General features: G+C 69.2%; 27 protein-coding genes. 18 read left to right on the top strand and 9 right to left on the bottom strand.

Features of this window, described 5'->3' with window-relative positions; translation table 11 throughout:
- The first annotated feature begins 119 nt into the window (after positions 1-119).
- From DEQ92_RS09540 to DEQ92_RS09530, 3 genes are read left to right on the top strand one after another with little or no spacing between them, the layout of a single operon-like run.
- Entirely contained in the window at positions 120-1,154 is a 1,035-nt protein-coding gene (locus tag DEQ92_RS09540; protein WP_004974850.1) for a thiamine pyrophosphate-dependent dehydrogenase E1 component subunit alpha, read from the top strand.
- A complete protein-coding gene (locus DEQ92_RS09535; protein ID WP_115805053.1) occupies positions 1,154-2,194 on the top strand; it encodes an alpha-ketoacid dehydrogenase subunit beta in 1,041 nt (346 codons plus the stop codon). Before DEQ92_RS09540 ends, DEQ92_RS09535 begins: the two co-directional genes overlap by 1 nt.
- Positions 2,195-2,249: 55 nt before the next feature.
- A complete protein-coding gene (locus DEQ92_RS09530; RefSeq protein ID WP_115805052.1) occupies positions 2,250-2,510 on the top strand; it encodes a lipoyl domain-containing protein in 261 nt (86 codons plus the stop codon).
- A gap of 33 nt (positions 2,511-2,543) precedes the next feature.
- On the opposite strand, the gene DEQ92_RS09525 is transcribed toward DEQ92_RS09530, so the two are convergent.
- The 3 genes from DEQ92_RS09525 to DEQ92_RS09515 form a co-directional block, all read right to left on the bottom strand.
- On the bottom strand, positions 2,544-3,020 hold the full coding sequence (locus DEQ92_RS09525; RefSeq protein WP_115820708.1) for a hypothetical protein: 477 nt from the start codon (positions 3,018-3,020) through the stop codon (positions 2,544-2,546).
- A gap of 73 nt (positions 3,021-3,093) precedes the next feature.
- Entirely contained in the window at positions 3,094-5,364 is a 2,271-nt protein-coding gene (gene ppk1, locus DEQ92_RS09520; protein ID WP_115805051.1) for a polyphosphate kinase 1, read from the bottom strand.
- A 60-nt stretch (positions 5,365-5,424) separates the two neighbouring features.
- The gene (locus DEQ92_RS09515; protein WP_004974838.1) at positions 5,425-6,126 is read right to left on the bottom strand and encodes a metallophosphoesterase family protein; all 702 of its coding nucleotides are present in this window, start codon (positions 6,124-6,126) and stop codon (positions 5,425-5,427) included.
- Between the two features lie 183 nt (positions 6,127-6,309).
- Here DEQ92_RS09515 and map point away from each other — a divergent pair, with 183 nt between their 5' ends.
- The 3 genes from map to DEQ92_RS09500 all read left to right on the top strand — a co-directional run bounded on the left by map (position 6,310) and on the right by DEQ92_RS09500 (position 8,864).
- Positions 6,310-7,200 (top strand): type II methionyl aminopeptidase, encoded by an 891-nt coding sequence (gene map / locus DEQ92_RS09510; protein WP_050459695.1) that lies wholly within the window; start codon positions 6,310-6,312, stop codon positions 7,198-7,200.
- 86 nt (positions 7,201-7,286) lie between these two features.
- Complete coding sequence (locus DEQ92_RS09505) at positions 7,287-7,847, top strand: HIT domain-containing protein (protein ID WP_004974834.1); 561 nt, start codon at positions 7,287-7,289, stop codon at positions 7,845-7,847.
- An 81-nt stretch (positions 7,848-7,928) separates the two neighbouring features.
- The gene (locus DEQ92_RS09500; protein ID WP_004974833.1) at positions 7,929-8,864 is read left to right on the top strand and encodes a cation diffusion facilitator family transporter; all 936 of its coding nucleotides are present in this window, start codon (positions 7,929-7,931) and stop codon (positions 8,862-8,864) included.
- A 15-nt stretch (positions 8,865-8,879) separates the two neighbouring features.
- Here the strand turns inward: DEQ92_RS09500 and DEQ92_RS09495 are convergent, their stop codons facing one another.
- A complete protein-coding gene (locus tag DEQ92_RS09495) occupies positions 8,880-9,467 on the bottom strand; it encodes a S26 family signal peptidase (protein WP_115820707.1) in 588 nt (195 codons plus the stop codon).
- An 89-nt stretch (positions 9,468-9,556) separates the two neighbouring features.
- Here DEQ92_RS09495 and DEQ92_RS09490 point away from each other — a divergent pair, with 89 nt between their 5' ends.
- Positions 9,557-10,048: a GNAT family N-acetyltransferase gene (locus DEQ92_RS09490; protein ID WP_049967770.1), complete on the top strand. Its 492-nt coding sequence runs from the start codon at positions 9,557-9,559 to the stop codon at positions 10,046-10,048.
- Between the two features lie 32 nt (positions 10,049-10,080).
- Here the strand turns inward: DEQ92_RS09490 and DEQ92_RS09485 are convergent, their stop codons facing one another.
- A complete protein-coding gene (locus DEQ92_RS09485; RefSeq protein WP_008095208.1) occupies positions 10,081-11,370 on the bottom strand; it encodes a tRNA (N(6)-L-threonylcarbamoyladenosine(37)-C(2))-methylthiotransferase in 1,290 nt (429 codons plus the stop codon).
- Between the two features lie 251 nt (positions 11,371-11,621).
- Here DEQ92_RS09485 and DEQ92_RS09480 point away from each other — a divergent pair, with 251 nt between their 5' ends.
- The 3 genes from DEQ92_RS09480 (at position 11,622) to DEQ92_RS09470 (ending at position 14,750) form a co-directional block, all read left to right on the top strand.
- The gene (locus DEQ92_RS09480; RefSeq protein WP_004974825.1) at positions 11,622-12,023 is read left to right on the top strand and encodes a DUF5518 domain-containing protein; all 402 of its coding nucleotides are present in this window, start codon (positions 11,622-11,624) and stop codon (positions 12,021-12,023) included.
- Positions 12,024-12,177: 154 nt separating this feature from the next.
- Entirely contained in the window at positions 12,178-13,533 is a 1,356-nt protein-coding gene (locus DEQ92_RS09475; RefSeq protein ID WP_115820706.1) for a PQQ-like beta-propeller repeat protein, read from the top strand.
- Positions 13,530-14,750, top strand: a complete 1,221-nt coding sequence (locus tag DEQ92_RS09470) for a PQQ-binding-like beta-propeller repeat protein (protein WP_115820705.1) — start codon at positions 13,530-13,532, stop codon at positions 14,748-14,750. Before DEQ92_RS09475 ends, DEQ92_RS09470 begins: the two co-directional genes overlap by 4 nt.
- Before the next feature lie 55 nt (positions 14,751-14,805).
- Here the strand turns inward: DEQ92_RS09470 and DEQ92_RS09465 are convergent, their stop codons facing one another.
- Together DEQ92_RS09465 and deoC are read right to left on the bottom strand one after the other, a co-directional pair.
- Positions 14,806-15,780: a sodium:calcium antiporter gene (locus DEQ92_RS09465; protein ID WP_115820704.1), complete on the bottom strand. Its 975-nt coding sequence runs from the start codon at positions 15,778-15,780 to the stop codon at positions 14,806-14,808.
- Between the two features lie 77 nt (positions 15,781-15,857).
- Complete coding sequence (gene deoC / locus DEQ92_RS09460; protein WP_115820703.1) at positions 15,858-16,496, bottom strand: deoxyribose-phosphate aldolase; 639 nt, start codon at positions 16,494-16,496, stop codon at positions 15,858-15,860.
- A 66-nt stretch (positions 16,497-16,562) separates the two neighbouring features.
- On the opposite strand from deoC, the gene DEQ92_RS09455 reads away from it, so the two are divergent.
- From DEQ92_RS09455 to DEQ92_RS09435, 5 genes are all read left to right on the top strand, one after another.
- Positions 16,563-17,372 carry a DUF63 family protein gene (locus DEQ92_RS09455; RefSeq protein WP_115820702.1) on the top strand — a complete coding sequence of 270 codons (810 nt, stop codon included), beginning with the start codon at positions 16,563-16,565 and terminating at the stop codon, positions 17,370-17,372.
- 102 nt (positions 17,373-17,474) lie between these two features.
- Positions 17,475-18,392: a carbohydrate kinase family protein gene (locus DEQ92_RS09450; protein WP_115820701.1), complete on the top strand. Its 918-nt coding sequence runs from the start codon at positions 17,475-17,477 to the stop codon at positions 18,390-18,392.
- Positions 18,393-18,480: 88 nt separating this feature from the next.
- The gene (locus DEQ92_RS09445; RefSeq protein ID WP_004974816.1) at positions 18,481-19,005 is read left to right on the top strand and encodes a hypothetical protein; all 525 of its coding nucleotides are present in this window, start codon (positions 18,481-18,483) and stop codon (positions 19,003-19,005) included.
- 95 nt (positions 19,006-19,100) lie between these two features.
- Positions 19,101-19,829, top strand: a complete 729-nt coding sequence (locus DEQ92_RS09440; RefSeq protein ID WP_004974815.1) for a nucleoside phosphorylase — start codon at positions 19,101-19,103, stop codon at positions 19,827-19,829.
- 7 nt (positions 19,830-19,836) lie between these two features.
- Positions 19,837-21,261 carry a universal stress protein gene (locus DEQ92_RS09435; protein ID WP_115820700.1) on the top strand — a complete coding sequence of 475 codons (1,425 nt, stop codon included), beginning with the start codon at positions 19,837-19,839 and terminating at the stop codon, positions 21,259-21,261.
- Between the two features lie 32 nt (positions 21,262-21,293).
- On the opposite strand, the gene DEQ92_RS09430 is transcribed toward DEQ92_RS09435, so the two are convergent.
- Positions 21,294-22,541 carry an NAD-binding protein gene (locus tag DEQ92_RS09430; protein ID WP_115820699.1) on the bottom strand — a complete coding sequence of 416 codons (1,248 nt, stop codon included), beginning with the start codon at positions 22,539-22,541 and terminating at the stop codon, positions 21,294-21,296.
- 100 nt (positions 22,542-22,641) lie between these two features.
- On the opposite strand from DEQ92_RS09430, the gene DEQ92_RS09425 reads away from it, so the two are divergent.
- The 3 genes from DEQ92_RS09425 to samp1 are packed head-to-tail and all read left to right on the top strand — an operon-like array spanning position 22,642 to position 25,648.
- Positions 22,642-23,853, top strand: a complete 1,212-nt coding sequence (locus DEQ92_RS09425; protein ID WP_004974810.1) for a potassium channel family protein — start codon at positions 22,642-22,644, stop codon at positions 23,851-23,853.
- On the top strand, positions 23,853-25,361 hold the full coding sequence (locus tag DEQ92_RS09420; RefSeq protein WP_115820698.1) for a potassium transporter TrkA: 1,509 nt from the start codon (positions 23,853-23,855) through the stop codon (positions 25,359-25,361). Before DEQ92_RS09425 ends, DEQ92_RS09420 begins: the two co-directional genes overlap by 1 nt.
- Before the next feature lie 23 nt (positions 25,362-25,384).
- Entirely contained in the window at positions 25,385-25,648 is a 264-nt protein-coding gene (gene samp1, locus DEQ92_RS09415) for a ubiquitin-like modifier protein SAMP1 (RefSeq protein ID WP_004974807.1), read from the top strand.
- Between the two features lie 246 nt (positions 25,649-25,894).
- On the opposite strand, the gene DEQ92_RS09410 is transcribed toward samp1, so the two are convergent.
- Positions 25,895-26,740 (bottom strand): hypothetical protein, encoded by an 846-nt coding sequence (locus DEQ92_RS09410; RefSeq protein ID WP_004974806.1) that lies wholly within the window; start codon positions 26,738-26,740, stop codon positions 25,895-25,897.
- Between the last annotated feature and the right edge of the window lie 81 nt (positions 26,741-26,821).

The following is a 26,821-nucleotide window of genomic DNA, read 5'->3' as shown; positions in this document are numbered from 1 at the left end:
CTTCGCGTGAATCCGCAGTCCGTTCGTTCTGATGGTCATGACTTACACAATTAATGTTAATAGATACTCGGGAGTACACCCGCACGCCAACTATGGTGAGTGTTACCGACCTACAGACGATGTACGAGCAGATGGTGACCGCTCGGCACTACGAGGAGCGACTGGTGGACGAGTACCTCGTCGGCAAGCAGCCGGCGTTCGACATCTCGGCGGGGCCGATTCCCGGCGAACTCCACCTCGCGGCCGGCCACGAGGCGTCCGGAGCGGGCGTCTGCATGCACCTCCGTGACGACGACACGGTGACCGCGCCGCACCGACCGCACCACATCGCCATCGCGAAGGGCGTCGACCTCAAGCGCATGACCGCCGAGATTTTCGGCCGGAAGACGGGGCTCTGCCGCGGGAAGGGCGGGCACATGCACCTGTTCGACCCCGACGTGAACTTCGCGTGTTCGGGCATCATCGCGCAGGGCTGTCCGCCGGCGGTCGGCGCGGCGATGGCGGCGAAAAAGCGGAACACCGACGCCGTGGCCGTCGCCTTCCTCGGGGAGGGCGCTATCGACCAGGGCGGCTTCCTCGAATCGCTGAACCTCGCGGCGGTCCACGACCTCCCGGTCGTCTTCGTCGTCGAGGACAACGACTGGGCCATCAGCATGCCGAAAGACCGCGTGACCGACGTGCAGAACGGCGCACAGCGCGCCGCCGGCTTCGACCTGCCCGGCGTCCGAATCGACTCCGACGACGCCACGGCGGTCTACGAGGCCGCGGGCGAGGCCGTGATGCGCGCCCGCGACGGCAACGGGCCGACGCTCATCGAGGTACAGGTCCACCGCCGGATGGGCCACTTCATGGGCGACGCCGAAGCCTATCGACCGGAGGCCGACATCGACCGCGCGAAGCAGCGCGACTCCATCGAGCGACTCGCCGAGGACCTCCGCTCGCACGGCGTGACCGACGACGAACTCGACGAGATTCGAGAGCGCGCCCACGAGCGGGTCGAGGAGGCGATTTCGTGGGCCAAAGAGCAGCCCGAACCGGCCCCGGAGGAGGCGTACGAGAACGTGTTTACGAACCCGCCGGCGCAGGCGGCGACGGACGGCGGGAGCGCGACAGACGCGCCGGACGACGCCGGCGAGACGGGAGGTGACAACTGATGGCGACCGAATCACGAGACTACACGGAAGCGACCGAGACGGACCGCGAACTGACCATGAGCAGGGCGATGGTGGAAGCCATCGCGTGGGAGATGCGCGAGAACGAGGAGGTGTTCTACATGGGCGAGGACGTCGCCGACTACGGCGGCATCTTCTCCAGTACGACCGGCCTCTTGGACGAGTTCGGCCGCGACCGCGTGATGGACGTGCCCATCAGCGAGACGGCCTACCTCGGCGCGGCCGTCGGGGCCGCACAGGCCGGCATGCGCCCGATTGCCGAACTGATGTTCGTCGACTTCTTCGGCGTCGCCATGGACCAGATCTACAACAACATGGCGAAGAACACCTACATGAGCGGCGGGTCCTTTTCGGTCCCGATGGTGCTGACCACGGCCGTCGGCGGAACTTACAACGACGCCGGCCAGCACTCCCAGACGCTCTACGGGACCTTCGCCCACCTGCCGGGGATGAAAGTCGTCGTCCCCTCGACGGCCTACGACGCGAAGGGCCTGATGCACAGCGCCATCCGCGACGACGACCCGGTCGTCTACATGTTCCACAAGCGCCTCATGGGCCTCGGCTGGATGCCCTCGCCCTCGGGCCCGAAGACCGGGGTTCCCAAGGACGACTACACGATTCCGTTCGGCGAGGCCGACGTGAAGCGCCCCGGCGACGACGTGACCGTGGTCACCCTCGGCCTGCACGTCCACCGGGCGATGGAGGCCGCGGAACAGCTCGACGACGACGGCATCGACGCCGAGGTCATCGACCTCCGGACGCTCGTACCCCTCGACACTGAGACGGTGCTCGACTCGGTCCGCAAGACCGGGAAACTCCTCGTCGTGGACGAAGACTACCAGTCGTTCGGCGTGACGGGGGAAATCATCGCGCGGGCCGCCGAGGGCGCGCTGAACGACCTCTCGGCCGTCAAGCGCCTCGCCATCCCCGACGTGCCGATTCCCTACGCCCGCTCGCTGGAAGACGAGGTCAACCCCGGCACCGACGATATCGCGGCGGCCGTCCGCGAACTCCACGAATGAGACGAGCGCCCGAAACAGACGGGGACGGAGGCAGAGACGGGAACGGAGGCGGACGATGAGCGACGCCCTCGACGTGAACTCGGCCGATTCGTGGCCCGACGACGCCGACGACGTGGCCGAGGGCTACCTCGCCAACTGGTTCGTCCGCGAGGGGTCGGCGGTCGACGAGGGCGAGACGCTCTGCGAGATACAGGTCGAGAAGGTGAGCATCGACGTGGCCGCGCCGACCGCGGGGACGGTCACGGAGATACTCGTCGCCGAGGGCGGCGACTTCGACCGCGGCGACGTGCTCGCGCGGGTGCAACCGAGCGCCTGACGACGGCTATTTTTCGGCGGTACGCTGTTCGGGTCAACAGGGAGAGACGTCGTCACCGCTGGTGCGTTCGACATCCGTCTCGGTCACGAGGTAGAGCGCCTCCGAGGACGAGTCCGCTTCTTCGCCTTCTTTGCCGTACCAGTACGGATGCGTCACGTCGACGACGACGCCGTCAGCAGAGCGTTCGACGACCATCGCTTCTTTGCTCGCCGTCGTCGGTGTCGTTCCCCAACTCAGGAGACAGGTGGCGTTCTGCAGACGGTTTTCGAGATAGGTTTCCTCGGCGGCGAGCGCTCGGGCTTTGGCGTCCTCGTCTGAAATTTCGGCGAGTGGAACTGCTGTCTCGGATTCCGGTGTTGCCGTCTGGTCATCGGTCGTCTCGGGGTGTGTCGTGGTGGGTGAGCCATCACCAGTCGGTGTGTCGGCGAGACATCCTGCGAGACCGATTCCGAAGACGAGAACGATGCCGGTACGCTGGAGGATACGTCTTCGGTGGTGAGGAGAGTTCATAGACTCGTCTGCAACGTGGACCAGAATATGTCTTCTGTCCAACTAAACGTGCGGGCCAGTCGTGTCGGGCACGCTACGACTCGTGGTCGCCGTTCTTCGACCGGTGGGTCTCCGCCAGCGCCCGGTTCATCAGGACAGTATGCGCCTCGACTTCCTGTGCGTCGTCTGTCGGGCGTAGTTGCTGGTACCGACCGTCGGCGTCCATCACCCAGCGCCGGCGGTTGTCCGACAGGAGCGCGTCGAGGACGGCGTCGAGTTCGGCGCGGTGTTCCGGGTCTTCGACGGGCGCGACGGCCTCGACCCGGCGGTCGAGATTGCGCGTCATCCAGTCGGCAGAGCCGACGTAGTAGTCGGGGTCGCCCGCGTTTTCGAAGTAGAAGATACGCGAGTGTTCGAGGAACCGACCGACGACGCTCGACACCGAGACGTTCTCCGAGAGCCCATCGATGCCGGGCCTGAGCCGGCAGATTCCCCGGACCACGAGGTCGATATCGACGCCCGCCATCGACGCCTCGTAGAGTTCGCGGACCATCGCGGGGTCCTCGAGGGAGTTCATCTTGGCGACGATGCGGGCGTCGCGGCCGGCGCGGGCGTGGTCGGCCTCCCGGCGGACGAGTCGGGTCATCTCCTCGCGGAGACTCGTCGGCGCGACCAGCAGTTTCCGGTAGGTCTCCTGGCGCGAGTGGCCGGTGAAGAAGTTGAACAGGCGAACGAGGTCGTGACCGATGTCGGGGTCGGCCGTGAACAGCCCGAGGTCGGTGTAGAGCTTCGCCGTCTGGGAGTGGTAGTTCCCGGTGGCGACGTGGGAGTACAGTCGCACCTCGTCGTCCTCCTCGCGGACGACGAGCGCCGTCTTCGAGTGGGTCTTCAGCCCGATAGTGCCGTAGGCGACGTGGATGCCCTCCTCTTCGAGGCGGCGGACCCACCGGAGGTTGTTCTCCTCGTCGAACCGCGCTTTGAGTTCGACCATCACCGCGACCTGCTTGCCGTTCTTCGCGGCCTCGATGAGCGTCTCGATGACCTCGGAGTCCGGCGCGGTCCGGTAGATGGTGGCTTTGATGGCCAGCACGTCCGGGTCGGCCGCGGCGGCCGCGAGGAACGTTCCCACCGTGCCCGTAAACGAGTGGTACGGGTGGTGGACGAGCACGTCCTTCCGGGCGATTTCGGCGAACACCGACTCGGGGTCGTCGGCGGAGCGCCCGGCGAACCGCGGGTGGGGCTGCGGCGTCCACGGCTCGACTTCGAGCTCCGGGCGGTCGAGGTCGAAAAGCGACGTGAGCGCCCCGTAGTCCAGCGGTAGGTCGCGCTCGAACACCTCGGGGTCGTCCACGTCGAGCTGTTCCGCGAGCAGGTCGCGGACCGCCTCGGGCGTGCCCGACTGGACTTCCAGTCGAACGACCGTTGCGAACCGGCGCTGGCGGAGCACGTCCTCTATCGTGGCGATGAGGCCCTCGGCGACCTCCTCGTTCCGGCGGACCTCGGCGTTCCGCGTCACCCTGAACGCGGAGGTGTCGATGACCTCGACGTTCGGGAACAACAGGTCGATGTTGCGCTCGATGACGGCCACGAGCGGAACGAACCTGACGGGGGCGGCTGAGCCGGCGGATTCGGAGGTGGAGGCATCGGCGTCGGTCGCCTCGTTTGCGTCGCCGACGCGCTCGTCGACGTTGACGAGTCGCGGGCGGTTGCCGGGGACCTTGACCCGCGAGAACTTCGTCGGCTCGTCGTCGCCCTCGGTCGTTCGGACCGCGAGCGACAGCGAGAGGTTCGAGATGAATGGGAACGGGTGCGCCGGGTCGAACGTCAGGGGTGTGAGCGTCGGCAGGACCGACGCCTCGAAGTAGTCGCGGAGCGCCGCCCGCTCGTCGGGCGCGAGGTCGTCGTAGCCGACGATTTCGATGCCCGCGTCGGCGAGCGCGGGCCGGACGAGGTCGTGAAAGCAGGCCGACTGCCGGTCAAGCAGGTCGCGAGCGCGGTCGAGGACGAGCGACCACTGTCGGCTCGGCGTCCGACCGTCGGGCGACAGTTCGCTCACGCCGGCGGCCATCTGCTGTTTCAGGCCGCCGACGCGCTTCATGAAGAACTCGTCGAGGTTCGAGGTGAGAATCGAGAGGAACTTGACGCGCTCGAAAAGCGGGTTGCGGTCGTCGACCGCCTCGTGGAGGACGCGCTCGTGGAAGGCGAGTTCGCTGAGTTCGCGGTTGAGGTACAGCGCGGGGTCGGTGAGGTCGGCGTCGGCTGGAGTGGACTCGCCGTCTCCGCGCTCGCGGACGCGGACCGGCGCGGTCGTCTGACTGTCCTGCCGGGCCTGCGAGTCGCCGCCGCGAGCCTCGTCGTCGGACATGTGCTGAGAGGAGATGGTTCGGCGGCGACCTTTAGTTCGCCGCCTCCGACTCGGCGGGGCTCAGACCAGCGCGGGCTGGCGCGGTTCGAGAATCTTCGAGTCCTTGCGGGACTCGTGGGTGACCTCGGACTCGACGGCGACGAGTTCGTCGGCGCGGAGGTCGTAGGCGGTGAGCGCGCCGCCGTAGACCGCGCCCGTGTCGAGCCCCATCGCGTGCTCGAAGACGGCGGGGTGGGCCATGACGGTGTGGCCGAAGAAAACGCGCTCGGGGCCCTCGTAGTGCTCGAACCAGAACGGGCCGTCGTAGCTGTCGCCGGGGTTCATCGCCCGGGTGTTCTCGAGGGCGTCCACGTCGTGTTCGTCGAGCGGCTTTTCGGGGTGGATGCCGCCGTGGACGACGATGGCCCCGTCCCACGTGATAGCGACCGGGAGGTTCGAAATCCACTCGAGGTCGTCGTCGGTCAGCGCGTCTATCTCCTTCGTGCCGCGGATGAGTTTCTCCTCGTTGTTGCCGCGGACGGTCAGGAAGTTGTCGCGCTCGCGGACGTAGTCCACGACGCCCTTGCTGTCCGGCCCCTTCCGCACGAGGTCGCCGACGAAGACGACGAGGTCGTCCTCGGACGGGTCGAGCCGGTCGACGAGGCGTTCGAGCGCCGGCAGACACCCGTGTACGTCGCCGACGACGTACACGTCGTCCCAGTCGTCGATGTCGACTCGAAGGTGTTGCTCGGCGACGTCGGGGTGGAAGGATGGGACACTCATTGGAAACGTTCTCTCCTATTTCAGAACATCCCTGCCTAAGAAAGGGTTGCTAGTTTCGGAATGTTGTGCTATATAGACGTGGGTGCGTTTGTCTCGCACGGTATCCGAGTCGGCTGCGGCGGCCCGCGCTCAGTCGCCGGCCATCCCGCAATCGCTTTCCGGCGCGGCCGCGAAGTCGCGGCCATGAGCATCGGACCCCTCGACGACGAGACGGTCGAGAAGTATCGAGAGGCAGGGGAGGTCCTGCGCACGGTGCTGGACGAGTCGGCCGAGATGGTCGAACCCGGCGTCACCCACCTCGAAGTCGCCGAGTACGCCGAAGGTCGCATCCGCGAACTCGCCGACGGCTGCGCCTTCCCGGTCAACATCAGCGTCAACGAGGAGGCCTCGCACGCCAGCCCCGGCCGCGACGACGACACCGTGTTCGGCGAGGACATGGTCTGTCTCGACGTCGGCGTCCACGTCGACGGCTACATCGCCGACTCCGCCGTGACCGTCGACCTCTCGGGCAACGACGAACTCGTCGAGTCCGCCGAGGAGGCGCTCGACGCCGCCCTCGACATGGTCGAAGCGGGCGCGCACACCGGGAAAATCGGCGCGGAAATCGAGGACGTGATTCGCGGCTACGGCTACACGCCCGTCCTCAACCTCTCGGGCCACGGCGTCGAACAGTGGGACGCCCACACCGACCCGACCATCCCGAACCGCGGCGCAGAGCGCGGCGTCGAACTCGAAGTCGGCGACGTAATCGCCATCGAACCGTTCGCCACCGACGGCTCCGGCAAGGTCACCGAGGGCTCGAAAAACGAGATTTACAGCCTCGTCAACGACCGCTCGGTCCGCGACCGCATGTCGCGCAAACTGCTCGACGAGGTGCGCGAGAAGTACAAACTGCTCCCCTTCGCGGGTCGCTGGTTCGAGGGCGGCCGCTCCGAGATGGCCATCCGCCGGCTCGAACAGCAGGGCATCCTGCGCGGCTACCCCGTCCTGAAAGAAGAGGAGGGCGCGCTGGTCGGACAGGCCGAAGACACCATCATCGTCACCGAAGACGGCTACGAGAACCTCACGCGGTAATCGGACGAAGTCGGGGTCCGCATCGAGGTCGACACCGACCGCTCCGAGACCGAAACGGCTTGCACGTCCGGTCCCGTTGGGCCGCCATGGACCAACTGTTCGCCCCGTGGCGCATCGAGTGGGTCGCCCGCGACGACGACCAAGATGCCGACGACCCGGACGACGACCGCTGTCCCTTCTGTGCGCTCCCCGAACGCGACGACGACAGAGAGAGCAAAATCGTCGCTCGCTCCCCGCACTCGTTCGTCCTCCTGAACAACTACCCCTACGCGCCGGGGCACGTCATGGTCATCCCGTACCGCCACACCGGCGAGTTCGCCGCCCTCTCGGACGCGGAACTCCTCGACCACGCGCGGCTCAAATCGAAGACGCTCGCCGCGTTAGACGCCGCCTTCGACCCCGACGGCTGTAACGCGGGCGAGAACCTCGGCGGGTCGGCCGCCGGCGGCTCCATCGACGACCACCTCCACACCCACGTCGTCCCGCGGTGGAGCGGCGACACCAACTTCATGCCGGTCATCTCCGACACGAAAGTGCTCGTGCAGGCCCTCGACGACTCCTACGACCAACTTCGCGAGGCGTTCGCCGGCCTCGACGGCGCGGTCGTCGACGCCGACGACGACGCGGTTCGCTTCGAATTAGACTGACTCTAAAACTCACGTCGAGTGCGTCTAATAGGCCGCTCCGGCCCGAAGCGCATTTGAACCCCACTCCCGAAAGCCACGGTAATGGAGCGAAAGCGGGCCATCCGTCGAGTCGGATTCGTCGTCCTCGTGGCGAACCTGCTTCTCGTCCTCGGGAAGGGCGGCGTGTGGTGGACGACCGGGAGTCTGGCCCTCGGGTCCGAGGCGGTCAACAGCCTCTCGGACGTGGTCTACAGCACCATCATCCTCGGCGGCCTCTACCTGACGACGAAGCCGCCGGACTGGGAACACCCCCACGGCCACGAGCGCATCGAGCCGTTCATCTCGCTTTTCGTCGCGGTCGGCATCTTCGCCGCCGGCGGGGCGATTCTCTGGCAGAGCACGTCCAGCATCCTCGCCGGAACCTACGGCGGGTCCGCGGGGATGCTCGGCGTCGTCGTCCTCGTCGTCGCGGCGGCGGGGAAGTACGTCCTCTACCGCTACTGCTACTCGGTCGGCCGCGAGCAGAACTCGCCCGCGCTCGTCGCCGCCGGCGTCGACAACCGAAACGACATCCTCACCGCGGGCGCGGCGCTCGTCGGCGTGGTCGGCGGCCAGTTCGGCTACCCAATCTTGGACCCGCTGGCCGCCATGGTCGTCTCCATCGGCATCGTCTACACCGGCTACGAAATCGTCCGCGACAACGTGAACTACCTCGTCGGGGCCGCGCCGCCGGAGTATCTCCGGGCGCTCATCGTCCAGACCGCCCTGTCGCACCCCGACGTCTACGGCGCGCACGACGTGGTCGCCCACTACGTCGGCCCCGAAATCGACGTGAGCCTCCACATCGAGGTCGAAGGCGACATGACGCTCGCGGAGGCCCACGACATCGAGACGTGGGTCGTCCAGGCGATTCGGAACATCGACGAGGTCGACGACGTGTTCGTCCACATCGACCCGCGAGAGCTCGGCGAGTGGAAGGAAGACGACGAGACGGACCGCTACACCATGTTCTCGCCCGACGGCGGCAACAGTCGCTGACGCGTCGGGGGGTGTTCAGAACAGTTTCTGCGCTTCCAGTCGGAGCGCTCCGAGGTGCGGCACGTGGAACTGGCCTTTCGCCCGCACCCAGTCGGGTCGGACCGGCGAGGCGATACCCTGCGCTTGGTCGTAGTAGTCGTTGTTGTCGCCGCGGGTGACGTAGCCGGCGTGCGGCGCGGGACAGTTCAGAAGCTCCGCACAGGAGTCCGCACCGCTCGCGTAGGACTCGTTGGCCCGGTCGTACCAGTTCTCGCCGTCCTCGACCCAGAAGACGGCGCGGTGGATGATGGGCGTGGGGTGCGACGGCGCGTCGTAGACGACGACGTCGCCCGGCCCGCCGAGCCGCCCGTAGCCCTCGCTCTCGTTGGCCGTGACGACGCCGTAGTCGTCGGCCGCGGGGCCGCCGTAGCGACCCTCCGCGGTCACGACGACGAGGTCGCCGCGTTCGAGGGTCGGTTGCATGCTCCCGCTCTCGATAGCGACCATCGGGGGCCACACGCCGCTCACCGCGAAGAGCACCGCGCCGACCGCGACGACGATAGCGACCGTCTCCAGCGCGTCTCTCGCGAACGTTCGGGGCTCCGATGGGCTGTCGTCGGACACGGGTGCTGTCACCCCGCGGGTCGCTATCAATCTGTTGCTGGGTTCGGCGGAGAGAAACCGTTAGGACCGGGCGGCGCGACGGCCGAATCGTGACCGACGACTACCGCCTCGTCCCCGAGTTTCCCGACCCCGAAACGTACGTCGCCCTCCGCGACGCCGCCGGAATGCCTCCCCGGTCGCTCGCGGCCGCCGAGCGCGGCGTTCCGAACACGACGTTCGGCGTGCGCGTCGTCTTCGACGGCGGTGACCGCGATGGCGACGCTGACGTGGCCCGTGGCGGCGACGACTCGGACGAGCTCGTCGTCGGCATGGGTCGGCTCGTCGGCGACGGCGGCACCGTCTTTCAGGTCGTCGACGTGGCGGTTCACCCCGACCATCAGGGCCGCGGGCTCGGCACCCGCGTGATGGACGCGCTCGTGGACTACCTCGACCGCGAGGCCCCGCCGTCGGCGTTCGTGAACCTCCTGGCCGACGTGGACGGCTACTACGAGCGCTGGGGGTTCGAACCGACCGCGCCGGCGTCCAAAGGGATGTTTCTCCGGGTCGGCGAGGACGGCGTTCGGGGGCGCGACGAGCGCTGAGAAACGAGTGCGGTCGGCGGGGAATCGACCGCTTAGGCAGCGGTGGGCTCGCGCGGGTCGGGCTGTGCCTCGACCGGTTCGGCGAAGGCGTAGACGGTCTGGTGGGCGGTCACCTTCACGCGGGCGAAGTCGCCGGGTTCGAGGCCGTGTTCGGTCGCGTTCTGGACGATTATCTGTCGGTAGGCCTCGTCGCGGCACTTCACGGAATCGCCGGTGCCCTCCTCGACGACGAGCACCTCGCGCTCCGTGCCGACCATCTCGTCGTAGGCGGCGGCGACGATGTCCATCTTCGCCTCGGACATCTCCTTGGAGCGCTCCTTTTTGAGCGTCCCGCCGAGGCCCTTCAGGTCGGCGGCGTCGGTACCGGGGCGCTTCGAAAAGCGCGTGACGTTGACCTTCTCGGGGCGAATCTCGCGGAGCAGCTCCATCGACCGCTCGTGGTCCTCGTCGGTCTCGGTCGGGTAGCCGACGATGAAGTCGGTCGAGAGCGTCCAGTACGCAAGCTCCCGGTCGAACGTCTCGACGATTTCTCTGAACTTGTCGACGCGGTGCTGGCGACGCATGTGTTCGAGCACCTCGTCGGAGCCGGACTGCACCGGCGCGTGGATGAAGTTGTAGAGCTTGTCGTGTTCGGCGAACACGCCGGCGAGTTCCTCGCGGATGCCGTGGACGCCGCCGGGGTTGGCCATGCCGACGCGGACGCGGAACTCGCCGTCGATTTCGGTGCAGATGCGGTCCAGTAGCTCGGGGAGCTTCCGGTCGCCCTTGTCCCAGCCGTAGACGCCGGTGTCCTGGCCCGTGATGCGGAGTTCCTTCGCGCCGGCGTGGACGAGCGCCCGCGCCTTCTCGACGTTCTCGTCGACCGACGGGGAATCGACCCGGCCGGTGGCGAACTTCGTGATGCAGTACGAGCAGTTCGACATACAGCCGCGGGCGATTGGCAGGATGCCGACGACGCCGTCCAAGACAGGTTCGACGCCGGGGCCGGGAGTGGGACACTCGCCGTTGGTGACGGCGGTCGGCACGTCGTCCCAGTGGAGAATCTGGGCGTCGATGCCCTCCTCACGGAAGTCGTTGCCCTGCGCGAGCGCCATGCAGCCGGTGATGATGAGGTCCGCCGTCTCCGACTCCAGCTCTTTGGCCCGACGGAGCATGTTCCGCTCCGTCTTCTCCACGACCGTACAGGTGTTCATGATGGCGACATCGGCCTCCTCGGGCCCGTCGACGCGGTAGTGACCGGCGTCGCGGAGCGCGCTCTCGATGGCGCGGCTCTCGCCGCGGTTCGAGGTGCAGCCGTATGTCTCGATGTGGTATCGGGCCATTCGGTTATCCCACGTACCGGGTCAGCGGGCAAAAACGCCGCGGTCTCCCGCGAGACCGCCGGCGTCCGCGGGCCGTGATAGCGTCCCCCGAGTGCTTCGCCCGCTCGACGTGGACGCCGACGCCGACGAACACGGCGGGCGGAGCGTCGCACCGACCGGACGCTCCGTCGCCGAGGAGTCTCGCGCCGGCCGTATCATCCGCCCGAGGACGAATATAATTCATTACCTCAAGCGTTGTATTTAGATTCGCTATGAAGTTCAACATGCGCGCCATCGCCTACGGGTTCATCGCGACCGTAGTCGTCGGCATCCTCAGCGGCTTCGCGGTCCCCTTCACGAACGTCACCCTCCCCACGGTCGGCTACGTCCTCACGGGCATCATCGGCGGCCTCGTCGCCGGCTACCTCGTCACGACCGGCATGGCCGACGGTGCGCTCAACGGCCTCGTCGGCACGACGCTGGGCGCGATTATCGTCGCCATCGGCCTCGTGATTATGAACGTCCTGTTCGCGGGCGCGTTCTTCGGCCTGACCGTGTTCGCCGCGGCCGTCGTCATCATCGCCCTCGCGGGCATCCCCGGCGCTATCGGCGGTGCGGTCGGCAGCATGCTCCACGACCGCTCGGCCGCCCGCCGCACCAGACCCGCGGCCTGAGCCGACTCGGCCCCGGTTCCTGTTTTTCGCCCGTGTTTCGCCTTCCGCCCGACTCACGCGTCCTCCCAGTTCCTCTCGCCCCCTCTCACTTTCGCGCCCTCGCCACCGCTCCCGGCGAAAAGTTACTTGTCACGGTGTTGTGCAGTTGTGGTAGATGCGTTCCCGCAGGATACCGCCCGGTTCGCCCTCCGACCACGACTCGGGCTCGACCGACAGCGACGCTTCGTCCGCCGCTCACAGTCCGTCTTCCGTCGGTTCTCCACGTCGCCGCGACGTACTCCGGCTCCTCGGGTCGGGTGCGGCCGTCGGCCTCGCCGGGTGCCTCGGCGGCGACGAACAGACCGACGACGACTCCGCCGAGGGCGTCCGCTTCGAAAGCGGCTGGCGGACCTACGCCCACGACGACGCCAACACCGCGTTCCTCCGCGAGGGAACCCCCATCTCCGAGCCGACCATCGAGTACGAACCCGATTTCGGGATGGACTCCACCGAGCCCGTCGTCGCCGACGGAGTGGGCTACACGCCCGGCGACCCGATGCGAGCAATCGACCCGGCGGCCGGCGAGGAGTTGTGGGCCGCACAGGGCGAGAGTTGGACCGCTCCCGTCGTCCTCGACGGCGTCGTCTACTCGCTCGGAACGACGGTTCACGGGCCGAACCGACTCGCGCTCTACCACGCCCGTTCGGGTCGGCTGTTCCGAACTATCGAACTCCCGGGCCGTCCGCAGACGCCGCCGGCGTTCTCCAACGACCGCGAGACGCTGTTTCTCGGCCTCGACGACGAGCGCGTCTGCGCGGTCGACATCGACGCCGGAGAGGTCACCTGGACGCGGTCGCTGTTCGGCGCGGTCCGGCGTCCCCTCGCGGTCAACCTCCACTCGGTGTTCGTCGTCACCGAGGGACAGCGGCTCTACTGTCTCGGTACTGACGGGAGCGCCTACTGGCAGGCCCCGACCGAGACGGTCGAGGCCGTCGCGCCGGTCGTCGGCGACGAGCGGGTGTACATCGCGGGCTGGGACCGAATCGCCGCGCTCGAACGGCGGAACGGCGACGTGGTCTGGGAGGACGACCGCGGCGTCCACAAGCGCCTCGCGTTCGACGGCAAGCGCCTCTACGCCGCCCGCGGGTCGCTCCGGGCGCTCGACAGCGCGACCGGCGAAGAGCGATGGAAGTACGACCCACGAGAGTCCGTCTCCGCCGCGAGCGTCGTCGGCGACACGGTCTACGTCGGCACCGGACACGGTGAACTGGTCGCCCTGGATCGAACCGGCGGCGGCGGCCTCTTCGGCGACCGCGAGCGCTGGTCGATTTCGCTCGGCCGCAACGTCGGCCACTCGCTGGCCGCGACCGACCGCCGGGTGTTCTGTCCGGTCGTCCGCGACGACGGCCTGTTCAGCCTGACCGTCGTCGGCGACGCCGACCCCGACGCGTCGACCGCGGGAACGACCGCTGCTGCAGGGACGAACGCGACCGCGGGGACAGCCGCGGACGCCGGAGGTTCGGGGTCGTGACGGAACCCGGCGCGGACCTTTCCAGACGAACGTTCCTCGGTGCCCTCGGAACCGGCGCGGTCGCCGGTCTCACGGGCTGTGTCGGCGGCGACGAGGGCTCTACGGGCGACGGTCGCGCCGACTGGCCGCACCCGTACTTCTCGCCAGAGGGGACGGGCTACAACCCCCGCGCGACGGGTCCGGCGTCGAAGCCGAGCGAGTCGTGGGGCGTCGACGTGAACGGCCTCGAACTGGCGCGTCCGGTCGTGTTCGACGAGACGGTGTACCTCGCGACCAGCGAGCGCCTCCGGGCGTTTTCGGTCACCGACGGCACCGAGCTGTGGTCGGTCGAAAGCGACCCGCAAAGCGGCTTCCGCTCGTCGGTGACGACCGACTCGGAGCGCGTCTACGTCGGCTACGTCGGGACCAGAACCGGCGTGCTCGCGTTCACTCACGACGGCGAGGAAGCGTGGCACGCGCCGACCGAGTCGAGCGTCTGGGCACCTGTCGTCCGACCCGAACCGGACCGTGACCACCTCTACACCGCCGACACCGCGGGGAACGTCTACCGCGTCCGCGCCAGCGACGGGACCGTCGAGTGGCGGACCGAGGTTTTCGGCCCGGTTCGGTCCCTCGCGGCCCGGTACGACACCGTCATCGCCGGCACGGAGGGGGGCGAAGTGGTCGCGTTCAACGACGAGGGCATCGAGCACGGGCCGACCGGAAAGTGGCGAACCAAACACTCCGGCGGCGTGCAGTCGCTCGCGGTCGCCCAGTCGAACGACGTGTTCGCGGGCTTCTTCGGCGCGGGCGTCGCCCGACTCAGGGGCGGTCTCCGCGCCGGTGCCGTAGACTGGCACCGCGAGGAGCCCTCGCCGCACGGTTCGGTCGTCGTCGGCCCCCGGCGCGTCTTTTCGACCGACGGGACCGGTCTCGACGCCTTCGACAAGCGTACCGGCTCCCCCTCATGGGCGGCCGGCGACGACTTCTTCGCCCCGCCCGCCGGTGCGGGCGACACCGTCTTCGTCTCGGACACGAGCGACGACGGCGGGGTCGTCGCCTACGACGCCGGCGGCGGCGTCGGCCTCGACGACACCCGAATCGGGGCCGAGCGCTGGCGATACGAACTCGCGGGCGGCGCGCTGACCGGCCCGACGCCGGCGGGCGACGCGCTGTTCGTACTCGAATCCGGCGGCGACGACGGGTCGCGACGGCTCGTCGCGTTGCGAGCCGAGTGACAAACGCGTGCGAGGGCGGTCGTCCGAGAGAATCGCATCGGGACCCCCGCGGCCATCAGATGAGCCCCAGTATCCACCGGGTGACCTCGGAGGTCGTGAAGAAAGCGCCCTCCAAGCGGGACAGGACCCGCCCCGTCCAGAGCGCGGCAACTATCAGGATCGTGACCGCGACGAGCCACGCGAACGTCCCGAGCGCCGACCCGCTCACCACGAAAGGGCTGGCGACCGACGCGACCCCGACGATGCCCGTGATGTTGAGGATGTTGCTGCCGACGATGTTTCCCACCGAGACCCCGAGACTCCGCTGTCGGAGCGCGACCAGCGAGACAGCGAACTCCGGGGTCGAGGTGCCCGCCGCGACGATTGTCCCGCCGATGACCCACTCGGAGACGCCGGCACCGCGGGCCAACTCCGACGCGGCGAGCACCATGTAGTCGCCGCTCACCAACACCAGCCCCAACCCGCCCAGGAGGAACACGGCGTCTCGCCCGGGGAAGTCGATTCGTTCGGTTATCGGACGGGTCACGCCGCCGTCGCCGAGCGACTGGTCTGTCGCGCCGTCCCCATCTGACTGGGACCCCCGGAGCAGGTACGCCGTGTAGGCGACGAACGCCCCGACCAAGAGCGCGCCTTCGAGCCTCATGACCCGGAGGTCGAACAGGACGACGCCGCCGAGGAGCGTGCTCGCCAGCAGAGCGGCTCCGTCGCGATAGACGATGGACTCCGCGACCGGAATCACCCGGAGTAGCGAGATGACGCCCAACACGAACGCCAGATTGTAGATGTTCGAACCGAGGACGTTCGCGACCGCGATGTCGCCCAACCCCTTGTACGCGGCGTCGACCGCGACCGAGAGCTCCGGCGTCGAGGTCCCTATCGCGACGATTGTCAGCCCGATGGTGAGTTCCGAGAGCCCGAACCTCCGAGCCGACCGGACGGCGGCGTCGACCAACAGCCGCGCGCCGACCCAGAGCCCCAGTACTGACACGAAAATGACGCCGATTTGAACGACCGGCCCGCCTCGGAGCATGGTACTGGGTTCTCGGGAGTCGAGTAATCAATGTTGGGCACCGGCGACCGCGCGATGCCGACCGGCCGACGACCGACCTATTCTTCGGGCGCGCCGGCGACGATGTCGACGCCCGACGATGCGCCGATGCGCTCCGCGCCGGCTTCGAACATGGCGACCGCCTCGTCGTAGGAGCCGACCCCGCCGGAGGCCTTGACGGGCAGGTACTCGGCCATGAGCGCCACGTCTTCGACCGTCGCACCGCCGTCGGCGAAGCCGGTGGCGGTCTTGACGAAGGCGGCGTCGGCCTCGACGGCGGCCTCGCAGGCGCGGTGCTTCTCTTCCTCGGCGAGGAGCGACGTCTCGATGATGACCTTCACCGGAATCGGGACGGCCGCGACGACCTCGGAGATGTCCTCGGTCACGAGTTCGTCCTCGCCGGCTTTGAGCCGGCCGACGTTGATGACCATGTCCAGTTCGTCCGCGCCGGCCTGCCACGCGTCGACGGCCTCCTCGCGCTTGGCCGTGGTCGTGTGCTGGCCGTGGGGGAAGCCGACGACCGTCGCCAGCAACACGTCCGGAGCGTACTCGCTCGCCTCGCCGACGTAGCACGGCGGGATGCAGGCGTTCATCCCCCACTCGTCGGCGTCGTCGAGGACGGCCTCCACGTCGGCCATCGTCGTCTCGGGTCCGAGGACCGTGTGGTCGATGCGGGCGGCGAGGTCGGCTCGGTTCATACCCTGTCGAGGCGACCCGAGGCTAAAGAACGTAAGGCTTTCACGCCGCCCCGCCGCGCCTCCTGCATGGCCATTCTCCCCGAGGGGTTCGCGCTCCCGCCGCTTCCCTACCTCGTCGCCCTCGTCGCGGGACTCGTCGGCGTCGGCGTCGGACTGAGCCGCAGGCGACCCGCGGTCACGCCCGCCCACGTCGCCGCACTCGTCCCGTGGATGGTGTCGGGGTCGGCGCTGCACGTCCTCTACGTCATCGACGCGCTCCCGCCCGCGGTCGAACCGCTCGCCGGCACGCCCTCCGTCTACCTCTCCGTGGCCGTCGCCGCCGGCGCGACGTGGCTCGCGCTCGACGCGGCCGACCTCGCCTCCCCGACGGCGCTCGCGGTTCCCGGACTGCTCGTCGCCGCCGGACTCGCGGGCTTCGCGCTCTTTATCGGTCTGGCCGCCGGGACGCTCTCAATCGTCTGGCCCGGCGTCGCCCTCGTCGCCGCGCTCGTCGTCACCCCGCTGACGTGGCGGGTCGTGACGCGAATCGACACCGACGCGGCCGCCGCGGGGTCGCTCGGCCTGCTCGCCATCTTCGGGCACGCCCTCGACGCGCTGTCGACCGCCGTCGGCATCGACGTGCTCGGCTTCGGCGAGCGGACGCCGCTGTCGCGCATCATCCTCGAAGCCGCCGCTGCGCTCCCGACCGCCGAGGTCATCGGCGTCGGCTGGCTGTTCGTCCTCGTGAAACTCGTCGTGGCCGGCTTCGTGGTCGCCCTGCTCGCCGACTACGTCCGCGAGGACCCGACGGAGGGGTCGCTCCTCTTGGGTCTCGTCGCCGCCGTCGGCCTCGGCCCCGGCGTCCACAACCTCCTGTTGTTCGCCATCGCCGGCTGAGGCCGCGATTCTGCTCGGACACGCCCACACTCCATTTTCTCGGCACCGTAGTCGCCCGACCCGGGAGAGTTATCCCACCGGCGAACCGACCTACGCGGACGCATGTCCCGTGTCATCTGCGCCGGCCACGTGAACTGGGACGTCACCCTCCGCGTGGACGCGCTGCCGGAGCCCGACGGCGAGGCGACCGTCGAGTCGCGGGTCGGCGCGGGCGGCGGGAGCGCCGCCAACGTCGCCAGCGGCCTCGTCGGCCTCGACGTGCCCGCCGCGCTCCTCGGGAGCGTCGGCGACGACGAACACGGCCACGCCGCCGTCGCCGAACTCGCCTCGAAGGGCGTCGACTGCCGCCACGTCGTCAGCGTCGACCGCGGCCCGACCACGGTCAAGTACATCGTCGTCGACGCCGCGGGCGAGGTGTTCGTCCTCGGCTCCCCCGGCGTCAACGAGGCGTTCGAGGCGACCGACCTCCCGGCCGCCCCGCTCGCGGCGGCCGACCACCTCCACCTGACGAGCCAGTCGCCCGACACGGCCGCGACGCTCGCCAGACGGGCCCACGAGGTGGATACGACGGTCAGCTTCGACCCCGGCCGGCGCGTCGGCGACCGGGGCTACGCCGACGCCCTCCGCGAGGTTGACTACGTCTTTCTCAACGACCGCGAGGCCGCAACCGCGCTGGACGAAGCGGCGGTCGAGCGCGGCCGAAGCGCCGGCTCGGAGCCCGCCTCCGAGGTCGCCGAGGCGCTCGCGCGGACGACGCTCGTCCTCAAACACGGCCCGCGCGGCGCGGAGGTCAGAGACGGCGACGACCGACACGTTCACCCCGGCTACCCTGTCGACGCGGTGGACACGACCGGCGCGGGCGACGCCTTCGCCTCGGGCTTCATCGCCGCTCGCCTCGACGGGGCCGCCTACGAGCGGGCGCTGGCGGTCGCCAACGCCTGCGGCGCGCTCACCGCGGCCGAGCCGGGCGCGCGGACGCAACTCAGTTGGCGACGGCTGGACGACCTCGTCGAGGGCTGAACCGGCCGCGCGACCGTTTCGACGCCGCCCGAACCCGGGCCGACCCCGACCCGACAAATTTTATCCCCACCAGTCATTCGTCGGGACGATGTTAGACCAGCTCCCGGTCGCCGTCGCCGCCCTCGACGCCGCGTCGAGCCTCGGTGCGGTCGCCGGGCGACTGCTCCTCGGCGCGGTCGTCGGGGTCGCGGCCGCGGTCGTGATGGCCATCCCGATGTGGCGACAGGACGAGGGCTTCACCCCCGCCTACGTCGCCGCGTCGGTCGTCCGACGGACGACGCCCGACGAGGTGAGCTTCGGCGACGCCAACGTCGTCCACCACGCCGCCGGCGCGCTCGCCGGCGTCCTCTACGCGTTCGTCTACCTCGCGACCGACGCCGTCGCGCCGGACCTCGGGGTCGCCGGCGTCGACCTCCCGTCGCACCTCGTCGCGACCGCGGTCGTCGTGGCGTTCATCTACGTCGCGTTCGCCCGCCTCGTCCTCCCGCGCGCCGGCCGGCGCATCTACGAGGAGCGCGCGACGGCGGTCCGCGGGCAGTGGCTCCGCTCTTCGCTCGTCTTCGGCGCGACGCTGCTGGTCCTCGCGCCGGCGCTTTTCACCGGGTTCGCGTGACGGCGACCCGGTCGGTTGGCTGGTCGTTCCAGCCGACCGCACCCGCCCCCGGTCGAACCGCGTCGTTTTTGCCCGCGACCCGAGTGGGTCGGAACATGGCGAAACAGCCCCATCTCCTCGTCGAAGAAGGCGACGTGAACGACATCGCGCTCATCCCGGGCGACCCCGGGCGCGTCGACCGCATCGCGAAGCAGTGTGACAACGTCGAGGAAGTCGCGCAGAACCGCGAGTACAAGGTCGTCAACGCCGAGTACGAGGGCGTCCCGCTCACCATCTCCTCGACCGGTATCGGCTGCCCGTCGGCCGCCATCGCCATCGAGGAACTCTCCCGCGTCGGCGTGGAGACGTTCATCCGCGTCGGCACCATCGGCGCGCTCCAGGCGGACATCGAAGTCGGCGACATGATCGTCGCCACGGGCGCGGCCAAGGAGGAGGGAACCTCGAAGCGCTATGAGTCCGAGGTCTACCCGGCCGTCCCCGACTACGACGTGCTCACGTCGCTCGTCGACTCGGCGGAGGCCAACGACGAGGACGTGCACGTCGGCCCCATCGTCTCCGACGACGCGTTCTACAACGAGTCCGACGAGTACGTCGACGACTGGAACGACGCCGGCCTGCTCGCCATCGAGATGGAGGCCGCGACGGTGTTCTCGCTCGCCCGCCGGAAGGGTCTCCGCGCCGGCGCTATCTGTACCGTCGACGGCAACCTCGTCGCCGGCACCCAGAAGGGAGCCGACTCGGACGAGGAACTCCCCGAGAAGGCGAAGAACAACGTCGAGCGCGCCATCTCCATCACGCTCGACGCCGTCACCGACCTCGCGTAACCGAGCCGTGGACCTCCGCCACCTCGCGGCCCGAGCGGTCGCACGCGCCGGCGCGCTCCGCGCCCGGCTCCGCCGGATAGAGCGGCGCGAGATGGTGGCGTTCGGTCGGTGGATAGAGAACACGAACAACCTGCTTCACCTCTCGATTCTCCTCATCATCCCCGTGCTCATCGCCGGGGTGACGTTCATCTCCAACTCGGTCAGCACGCTCTCGTTCCTGCTTTTCCCGCCGCTCGCGTCGGGGTCGTACACGCTGTTTTCCGACCCGGAGGGGCGGTACTCGTCGCCGGTGAAGTTCACCGTCTCCCTCACGGTCGGCGCGCTCTGCGGCCTCGTCGCGGTCGGGTTCACCGGGTGGACCTACGGCCCGACGGGGACCGCAATCGTCCACCCGTCGGCGGCGGCGCTCGCCATCTTCCTCGCGGGGGTCACGACGTGGCTCCTCGACGTGGAAGCCCCCTCCGCGTTTTCGACGGCGCTCCTGACGCTCGTCACGGGCGACGTGAACCCCGAGGAGTACGTGGTGAGCATCTTCTTCGCCAGCGTCGTCATCGCCATCGCGTTCACTATCTGGCGCGAGCAGTTCTACGAGCGCCGCGCGGAGTACCTCTACGGGACCGTCCGCGGCGACGACCACGTGCTCGTCCCGATGCGCGGGGAGGCGGCGACCCAGACGGCCTTCTTCGCCGCCCGACTCGCCGCCGCCCACAGCGCCGGCAAGGTCGTCCTCCTCGACGTGCTCCCGCCGGCGGCGACCGCCGAGGGCGGCGCGGACGCGGCCGCGGAAACCGACGGCGAACTCGACACCGACGCCGACGCGTCGGTCGAGCGCCTCGAATCCTGCGCGCACCAACTGCGGACCCGACTGGGCGTGCCCGTGGAGGTCGCGGTCGCCCGCGGCGACCCGTTGACCGCGACGACCGAGGCCGCGGCGAACACTAATTCGGACCTCGTGGTGGCCCCCTACGAGGAGGACCGCGGTCTGCTTTCGGACTACATCCGCGGCCTGTTCGGCGGGTCGTACGACACCGTGGCGTTCCGCTCGACCGGCGAGACCTACCGCTGGCGGCGCGTGCTCGTCCTCGTCTCCCGCCCCGGCGACGCCGCTCACGCGATGATAGATTTCGCGACCCGCCTCGCCGGGAAGACCGGGAGCGTGAGCGTCACGACCTGCATCTCCACGGAGGTCGAACGGCGGCCCGCAGAGTCGAAACTCGCCAATCTGGTCGAAACCGCGGACGGGAACATCGAGACGCGGGTCGCCCGGTCCGACGTGACTAGTTTCATCGCCTCGAACGCCGCCACCTACGACCTCGTGGTGCTCGGGTCCAGCGGCGACCGGTCGCCCGCCTCGCGGTTCATCTCGCCGCCGACGTTCGAGCGAATCCGCGAGATAGACTGCGACGTTGCGGTGTTCGACCGCGGGCACTGAGCGGCGAGACGCAGAGTCGGAGTCGCTTGCGTTTACGAGCGGTTCGTGTCGTCGGTGTCGTCGGTGTCGTCGGTGTCGTCGGCCGCACCCGCCCCGTTCGTCTCGGCCGTCTCGTCTACGGGCGGGTCGGCGGGCTGTTCGTCGAGCAGTCGTTCCTCGATGGTTTCGAGGCCGCTCCCGCCGACGGCGGACTCGGCGAGGAAGTGACCGCCGAGCGCCGCCGGGCTGATGACGGTGTTGGCCCCGGCGCGGCGGAGCTTTCGCTCGTTTTCGCGCTGGGTCGCCGCCGCGACGATGTGCACGTCGGGGTTGAGCTGTCGCGCCGTGAGGATGGCCAGCGCGTCTTCGGCGTCGTTGTTGGTGGCGACGACGACCGAGCGGGCGGCGTCCACGCGGGTCCGCTGGAGCGCCTCCTCGTCGCTCGGGTCGTCGGTGACCACGTCGTAGCCGCGGTCGGTGAGGCGCTTGGCGCGGCTCTCGTCGGGCGTGACGATGACGACGCGGGCGCGGTCGCCGAGCTCTTCGAGAATCGGTTCGGTCAGCTCGCCGTAGCCGAGGACGAGGACGTGGTTCTCCAGGATGTCGAGTTGTGATTCGGTCATGCGTCCGAGTGCTTTGGTGAGTCGCGCTTCGATTGCGGGCGTGAGCAGGACACCGAGCGCCACGGCGAACGTCGCCACCGTGATGAGGAGCGCCGATATCCCGAACAGTCTGGCGATGGCGGTCCGCGGGTAGATGTCGCCGTAGCCGACCGTGCTGCCGGTGACGACGCCGAAGTAGAACGCGTCGAACAGCGTCTCGATGCCGTTGAACTGCTCTCTGAGCGCCCACGCGCCGGCGGTCGCGTAGGTCTGTGCGCCCGCGATGGCGAGCAGGGCCGACAGCTGTGTCGCCGTCAGGTCGAGGTCGCGGTTGAACGCCCTGTGGTTGAAAAGCAGGAGCGCGAGGCTGATAAGCGAGAGGCCGACGAGCGGTGCCGCCCGTTCCGGCGACTGGACGAGCCCCTGCGCGGCGGTCACCGGGAGCAGCACCGCGGTCGAGTACCACGCGGCGCGGTAGCGTCGGCGGAGCCCGAAGACGCTCGCGAGGAGCAGAAAGCCCGTCAGCGTCCCGGTGAAGCCGGCGGTGATGCGGACCGCTTCCGGGATGTACGGTGCCAACACGCCGCCGGTGACCGGGGAGCTGATGTTGAGGATGCCGATGGCGACCGACAGGACGGCGGCGAAGAACACCGTCCCAATCGTCGCGCGGGCACCGACCCACTCGCGTACCGAAGCCATGTCTCTCCCAGTTCTGGCGTCCGAGGCCAAAAACGGTCGGGTATCGGCCCGTCACGGGCGCGTCGTCACGTCTTTATCCCGTCGGCGAGTGTACCGGTCCATGGCTTCACTCCCCGTCGAAGTCGTTTACGGGCTGTACTTCGGCGTTCTCACCGGGCTCGTTCCGGCCGCCGTCGCGTGGCTCCTCGGCTTCGGCTTCCGCTACGTCACCGGCGTCACCGTTCCGGGCCTCGCCGTCGTCGTTCTCAGCGTCGCCATCGCGGGCGCGAGCGGCGGTCTCATGGCGCTGGCCGACCCGACGATTACCCAGTCGGAGAGCCAGGTCAGGCTGACGGTCGCGCTGCTTGTCGTCTTGATGGGGGCGCTGTACGCGCACAACCGCGGGGACGCCTTCGCCAACGACATCCCGCGGAAGATGTCGCTGCGAAAGCTCACCGAGCGGTCGCTCTCGACCGACGTGGTCGAACTCGTCGGCGGCCGCGGACAGGTCAGCGTCAGCGTCACCGGCGAGGTCGGCGACATCGAGGGCTACCCGCCGGTCCCGCTCGACATCCGTACCAGTATCCGAAACGGCGAGTGGACGTTCCCCGCCGACATCCCGCTCGTGGAACTCGAATCGCGGTACGCCGACCGCCTGCAAAACGAGTTCGACCTCGCCGCCGTCGAGGTCAGACTCGACGAGCGAGCCCGCGCGACCGTCTCCGCCGCGGCCCCGGTCGGCGGCCTCTCGAAGCGCCTCCCGACGGGCAAGCGCGCGGTGTCGGTGACGGCGCTCGTCCCGACTGGACTCGCGCGCGGCGACGAGGTGGTCGTCGTCACCGACGGCGGCACCGTCTCGGCGAGCGTCGCCGGGGTCGAATCAGTCGTCGAGACCCCGAGCGACGCCGACGAGGACGAGGACGACGCGGACGCCCCGAAGGCCGCGCCGCGCGCGCCGACGGCCGTCGGCGGCGAGGGCCGCGTCACGCTCGCGGTCGACCGAGGCAAGGTCGAATCGCTCCTCGGGAGCGACGCGGAGCGATTCATCGTCACCTCCCGCGGCGTCCGCCGGGAGTTCGAACTCGTCTCCCTGCTCCGCCGCGCGGGCAAGCGCTTCTCGCGGCTCTCGGTCGGTGCAGAGGGGCCGCTCGACGGGGTAACACTCGGGAAGGCCGGCGTCCGCGACGCCTACGGCGTTGCGGTCCTCGCGGTCCGCCACGGCGGGAACTGGACGATTGCGCCGCGGGGTGACCAGGAGGTTTCCGCCGGCGACACGCTCTACGCGGTCGGGTCGAGAAGCGACCTGACAGCCTTCGAGGGGGCGGTCGCGTGATGTTCGCCGCCCTCGCCTCGGCCGCCGGGTCCGCTTCGGCCGCACCCGCAGCCGACCTGCTCGCGGCGGTCGGACAGTCGGCGACCGCCGGACAGGTGTCGATTCCGCCGGTGGACGACTCGCTCGTCCTGCAGATTCTCCGGTTCGTCGGACTCGTCGTCGGCGCGTTCGTCGTCTCCGCGATCGCCTCGCTGCTCTACCGGTGGTACACCCGGGAGATAATCCCGCGGGCGCTTTCGGTCCTCTTCGGCGGGGCGGTCGTCGCGCTCTACCTGAACACGATCGGCCTGTTCGGCGCGTTCACCACCGGCACCGAGACCGAGGTGTTCCAACTCGACACCGTCCTCTTCAACACCGCGTCGCTCCTCGGCGGAGCGCTTATCGCGCCGGTCGGCCGCGTCGCCGGCGACCGGCTCACGACCGACGTGTTCGCCGTCGCGGGCGCGAAGGAACTCGACGCCGACGTGAGCCGACTGGTCCGGACCGTCGGCCGCGTCACGTCGGTGACGCTCCCCGAGGACATCGCCGACATCGAGGGGTACGACCCGGTCGGCGAGGCCGTCAAGACCCAACTGAGCGGGAAGACGCTGCTGTTCCCCCGACGGCTCAGCGAGGCCGAACTCCGCGACCGACTCGCGACGCGCATCAAGGACGACCACGGCGTCGGCCACGTCGACGTGGAGTTCGAAGCCGGCGGGAACGAGGTGTCGTACCTCGCGCTCGGCAGTCGCGCGGCCGGCCTCGGGCCGACGCTCGCACCCGGCACCGTCGCGGTCGCCATTCGCGGCGACCCCGGTTCCGGCGCGGCCGCCGGCGACCCCGTGCAGGTCTGGTCGGTTCCGAAGCCGGCGGCGGACGACGAGAACGACCCGTCCGACGACGCCGTCGCGGGAGCGACCGACGCGACTGAACCGGCCCAGTCCGCCGAACCGACGGCCGAGACGCCTCCCGGCGGTTCGGGGTCGCTGTCCGACGGCGGCACCGACGCGCCGGCCGCACCGGCCGCACCGACCCGCGTCGCCTTCGGCGAACTCCGCGGCGTCGCCGACGACGTGGCGACCGTCGCCCTCGACGAGGAGGACGCCGACCGCCTGACGAGCGGCGAGCAGTACCGACTCGTGACGCTCCCCGCAGACCCCCACGTCGACCGCGAGTTCGCGTCGCTCCTCCGGAACGCCGACGAGACGATGGCGGTCACGACCGTCGCACCGGGCGCAGACCTCGACGGGCTGGCGGTTTCGGACGTGGACACGACCGTCGTCGCCATCCGGTCGGCGAACCGCCCGGTGGACGCGATTCCCGGTCGGGGTCGCGAACTGGCCGCCGGCGACACGCTCTACGTCGTCGGCCGGCCGGAAGTTCTCCGGAAGGTCGAGCGCCGGGCGACGACCGACACGAGCCGAACCGACGGCGGAGGCGACGGAGACGGCGGAGACGACGGAGACGGAGACGAAAACGGCGACTCCGACGGCGACGGGCCGCGGTCGTCGGGGGCGCAATCCTCATGAGCGCCGGGCGACGAGACGGGAGTATGGAGTGGAAGCTGTTCGCCGACCTCGCGGAAGTCACCGGCACGCGGACCGTTCGGGTTGACGTCGACGGCGACGCGACCGTCGGCGACGCGCTCGACGCCCTCGTCGGGGCGCACCCGGCGCTCGAATCGCGGGTGTTCGGCGATGACGGCGAACTGTACGACCACATCAACGTCCTGCGAAACGGTGAAGCCGCCGCGCTCGGCGAGGAGGCCGCCGCCGGCGATGAACTCGCGCTCTTCCCGCCGGTCAGCGGCGGCTAGCGCGCCGGCGCGTCGGAGCACCGCGCGAATCGGAACATTCTCGAATTCGACTCACATCCGCGAGCGACGGGTCCGTCGGCACTCGGGGGCGGGAGACGGAGATGGTGCTGAAGACGGAGACGAGACCACGGGCTCGAAACGGGCGACTCGTCGGGGCGGAAACGGGTCGTTCGGGGGTCTGAAAAGAGAAAACGGCGGGAACGCGTCGCGGTCGAACTCGAAACGGGAGGGCGGCTTCGTGGGTCGTTACTCGCTCGGGCGCGGCAGCGCCGTAAACAGCGTCTGGACGATGGAGAAGGGGTCGTAGACGGACTGGTGGCACTGGCAGTAGACACCGTTTTCGCCGCCGAACGTGGCGGAACTGGCCGCCTGCTTGTAGCCGGGGACACAGCAGAAGTGGGTACACTTGTTGAGCCACGCGATGACGCCCTGGTCCGTCGAGGCGGCGAGCCACTCGTTGTCCTGTGCGGCTTCCTCGATGCGCGTCGAGCGGAGCACCTGAATCGGCATCGTGTTCTCGGCGCCCTCGGAGCGCCAGGTGCCGGTCGCGGGCATCCCGATACCGGCCCGCCCGATGCCGTTGCCCCACGTCTCGTACTCGTCGAAGTCGTTGACGTTCAGGCGGTCCCCGGAGCTGTACGTCTCGGACTGCCAGTCGTATCCGCCGCTGTCGGAGCGGAAGTAGTTATCAGACTCGTAGGTCGGGTTCAGGCCCTCGTAGGTCTGCACGCCGCAGTACTGGAACCAGTCCTGCGAGTAGGTGACGCCCGTCCCCTGGTAGTCCTCGGTGAGGGCGAGGTCGACTTCCACACCGTTCTGCGTGACGGTCTGAACCTCCGGCCAGACGCCGCGGATGTAGCCCTCGTCGTCGATCTCGATCGGTATCTGCGGCATGCCGCGCGGTGCGGGACCGGCGGTGTTCTCGATGGCGTACGCCTGCGTCGGCCCCCCACCGGTACCGGTGGATGACGTTGCGCTGTTGATGGCGGCCGCGCCTGTCGTTCCCACGCCCGCGAGCGTCGCTCCCCCGACGACGCCCTTGACGAACCGACGGCGACCCGAGTCGGCGGGGTACTTGTCGCTATCGCTCATACTCTCACCTTCGAGGCGGCCAGTAAAAGCGTGACGAATCCACCGTGGTAGTACGCCCCACGAAACGGCCGCCAGCGAGGG

It is taken from the genome of Haloferax sp. Atlit-6N (assembly GCF_003383195.1).
Classification (GTDB): Archaea; Halobacteriota; Halobacteria; order Halobacteriales; family Haloferacaceae; genus Haloferax; species Haloferax gibbonsii.
Note: the sequence above shows the minus strand (reverse complement) of the source record. Positions and strands in the feature narration are given on the sequence as shown.